This is a genomic window from Paenibacillus sp. OT2-17, assembly GCF_009827695.1.
GTDB lineage: Bacteria > Bacillota > Bacilli > Paenibacillales > Paenibacillaceae > Paenibacillus > Paenibacillus polymyxa_B.
Window position 1 is genome coordinate 1 of record NZ_WUDQ01000380.1, and the last position, 3,625, is coordinate 3,625.

3 protein-coding genes and 1 pseudogene are annotated in these 3,625 nt (G+C 46.1%); all 4 read left to right on the plus strand.

Annotation, left to right across the window (positions count from 1 at the left end; all coding sequences use genetic code 11):
- On the plus strand, nt 1-826 hold an 826-nt coding region (locus tag GRP75_RS21580), incomplete at its 5' end, for a carbohydrate ABC transporter permease (RefSeq protein ID WP_202404252.1).
- A 13-nt stretch (nt 827-839) separates the two neighbouring features.
- Complete coding sequence (locus tag GRP75_RS21585; protein WP_160790318.1) at nt 840-1,928, plus strand: glycoside hydrolase family 172 protein; 1,089 nt, start codon at nt 840-842, stop codon at nt 1,926-1,928.
- Nucleotides 1,929-1,967: 39 nt separating this feature from the next.
- On the plus strand, nt 1,968-2,960 hold the full coding sequence (locus GRP75_RS21590; RefSeq protein ID WP_160790319.1) for a LacI family DNA-binding transcriptional regulator: 993 nt from the start codon (nt 1,968-1,970) through the stop codon (nt 2,958-2,960).
- 374 nt (nt 2,961-3,334) lie between these two features.
- A pseudogene (locus GRP75_RS21595) lies at nt 3,335-3,511 on the plus strand (IS30 family transposase); the annotation flags it as partial.
- Nucleotides 3,512-3,625 lie beyond the last annotated feature (114 nt).

Consider the following 3,625-nt stretch of genomic DNA (forward strand, 5'->3'; position numbering starts at 1 on the left):
CAAAAAAACAGCTTGGTCCTTCCTGCTCTATTTTACCGTCATCATGATCCTGATCGTGCAGATCTACCCGGTTGTCTGGCTGATGCTGTCCAGCTTCAAATCAAGCATCGAACTGACGACAAAACCCTTTTCGCTGCCGACGTTATGGTCGTTCGACAACTATGGGAGTGTGTTTAGGGAAAGTAATCTACTGCTGTATATCAAAAATACAGCCATCGTTACGTTCAGCTGCCTACTACTGATCATCTTCTTAAGCTCAACGGCGGGTTTTGCTCTCGTCAAAATGAATTTCAAATTAAATTCGAAACTGCTGCTGTTCTTTACGGTCGGTATCATGATTCCGATTCAAGTCACCTTAATCCCGTTGTTTATTATGTACAAAGACTTCGGACTACTGAACTCGTATCTTGCGCTAATCCTTCCACAAGTTGGATTTGCCTTGCCTTTGTCGATTTTGATCTTCACCAGCTTTTACAGTTACGTGCCCAATGAATTGATTGAAGCCGCTGTCATGGACGGGTGCAATATTTATCAGGTGTTCTATAAAATCATTTCACCGCTTACCATCAACACGACGATCACGGTCGCATCCATCAATTTCGTTCTCATTTGGAATGATTTTATTTTTTCCAACACCTTTACGAACGACAAGCAATATAAAACGATCGCGGTGGGGCTTCAGGAGTTCATCGGGGCTTTCGGAGCGACGGATTGGGGGCAGACATTTGCGGCTATCAGCATCAGCATCATCCCAATCATTATCATATATTTATTTTTAAACAAATACTTGATGTCCGGCGTTTCTGACGGAGCAGTTAAAGGATAAGGAGAGATCAACTATGCAATCCATGAATCACCTTTTTGGCAAAATGAGAGGAAAAAGCAGAGCGATCACAGCGGAAAACCCACGAGGCCTGAAAGGAGAAGGCGGGAAAGCCACGGGTTCCTTGGGAATTGCCCGAAAAGGCAAAGCCTTTATCTCGCTGGCCCAAGGTGAAACTGCCACGCTCGTCGATATCGAAGGTCCGGGCATCATCCAGCACATCTGGATGACCGTGACCGACCAAACCGAGACTGGGTGGTTCGTGTTGCGTGATCTGGTGTTGCGGATGTATTGGGACAATGAAGAGGCCCCCTCCGTGGAAGTTCCGCTGGGCGATTTCTTCTGCAATGGGTTCGGTGCCAGAGCGATCGTCAATTCCTTGCCGATCGTGGTGAACCCGGTCGGCGGCATGAACAGTTACTTTGCGATGCCATTCAAAAAAGCCGCCAAAGTAACCATTACGAATGAGCATCCCCAGGAGATCGAAGCGTTCTTCTACCAGTTTGATTACGTACTGGTTGATGAACTCCCTGAGGATACGGAGTATTTCCACGCCCAATTCCGCCGAGAAAATCCTACCAAGCTCAAGCAGGATTATACGATTATAGATGGAATTAAAGGAAGAGGCAAATATGTCGGCACCTATATGGCATGGACTTCTTTATCACGTTACTGGTACGGCGAAGGGGAAGTGAAATTTTATCTCGATGGCGACCTGGATTGGCCGACCATCTGCGGAACAGGTACGGAGGATTACTTCGGCGGCGCTTGGGGCTTTGTGAAATACGACAACGGGAACCCGGTGCAGGAACAGACGTACTCGACTCCCTTTATGGGCTTTCCGCATTTCCAGGTGACAGACAACACCAGATCGCATATTTATGATGGAGCTGCTTGTCCGATGCGCGGCTTCTATCGTTGGCATATACTTGACCCCATTTTGTTTGAAGAGGATTTACGTGTCACCGTTCAACAGATCGGGCATGATGGAAAAGCGTTATTTGAAAGAAGTGACGACGTGAGTTCCGTATGCTATTGGTACCAGACTGAACCGCATCAAGTGTTTCCCGCACTGCCTGGCGTATTGGAAAGACGTCCTCGCTAATCATAGGAAAAGCCGCAATAAAAAAAGTAGAGGTAAAAAATGGCTAAGAAAAGGGTTACCTTAGTTCAAGTGGCAAAAGACGCGGGCTGTTCGCCCGCGACAGTCTCCCATTTTCTGAACGGCAACTTTCAGAAAATGGGCTTGCAGACGAAAGAAAAGATCAGTCTCTCGATCACAAAGTTAGGTTACCAAGTGAACCCTGTTGCGAAAAGCCTCATTACCGGCAGAATGCACACGATTGGGCTCGTTTTATCCGACAGTACCTATGACGGTTATTTTGAGGACCTATACTTCCTCCATTTTGCCAAAGTTATTAAGCAGCAGTTAAAGATGCTGGGATATAAAATAATCCTGTTGGACTTTGAAGAAATCTTCATGAATATCCAGATGGTTGACGGGATCATCGTCAAAGCGACCATAGGTACAGAAAAATTCATGCCCAAATTGATGGATCTGAACGTACCAGTCATTACTATTGGACGCCACAATTTATCTTATGGAGCACACGTATTGCGCGTCAACGACTACCAAAGCGGTCAGACCGGGGTGAATCACTTATTATCCCGAGGTTTTCATAATCTGGTTATTTTGACTTATCCGCACGGTCATGTGCCCGGATTCGACGACCGCCTAAACGGTGCTAGCGATACCTTGCAGCAAAACGGAAAACTAATGACCGTTATCACAGGAGATATGACGGAGAATTTCGGTTACGATACCGTGAAAAATCTGGCCCAAACCAACCAGCTACCGCAAGCGTTGTTTTGTTTAAGCGATACTTCCGCCATCGGGGTCTTAAAGGCCTGCAAAGATTTGGAGCTGTCCGTTCCACAAGACCTTGCCGTTTTGGGTGTCGATGATATGCCGACCGTCTCCGAGCTACTGAGCTTATCGACTATCCGGCATCCTATCAACGAATTGGCCGAGGCCGCTTCTAAGTTGATGATAGAATCCATTGAGTCTGACGGGCAGCACATCGCACCTGTCGAAGAAATATTTCCTACGGAATTAATGGTTCGGCGCACCAGTTAATATTGTAATGCGCTTTTAGAAAGGTCCTAAAATAGTCGAGCACAAGGATAAATTGAATTCTTGCTCGACTTTTTTATACCCCCTTTGTCTGCTATTCGCATTCGCTACACAGATTATCCTTCTCCTTCTAATTCATTAACTCAAACGATTTTACTCCTCTCTGCACATATTAAGTACTTTTTCCATTTGAACTGTCGTTGACGAATTGTAATAAGAAGTTCGACACCTGCTGGAAGTAAATGAAAAAGGGCCCATAGCTGGATTCGTGTAGAATGCAAGTTCCTACACCCACAATCACACAAGGAGAATCCACCATGAGCTACACTCATCTTAGCATGGTCCAACGTAGTAAGTTAGAATCCTCCATCGTCAAGGAACTGGATACGGTCGTTAGTAAGGGCTGCGTCGCTACATTGGTTGAACGCAAAACTCGCGTCTGTCCACTGCGATTCAGATGCCGGATGGAAATTGCCTTTGGCGTAGCTGCTTCTCAGTACCCTGCGAAAGCCTTCCAAACAGCAACTGCTGACCGAGGCAAGGAGTTTGTATGCCTAATCGGTAATCGGACTATGTTCTTGTCCATTTCGGCAATCGGTACAAGTTCTTGTCAATGTGAACGAATCACATCGCCAGCTCCCAGGTTATTGGGTTGCGTTATATTATAT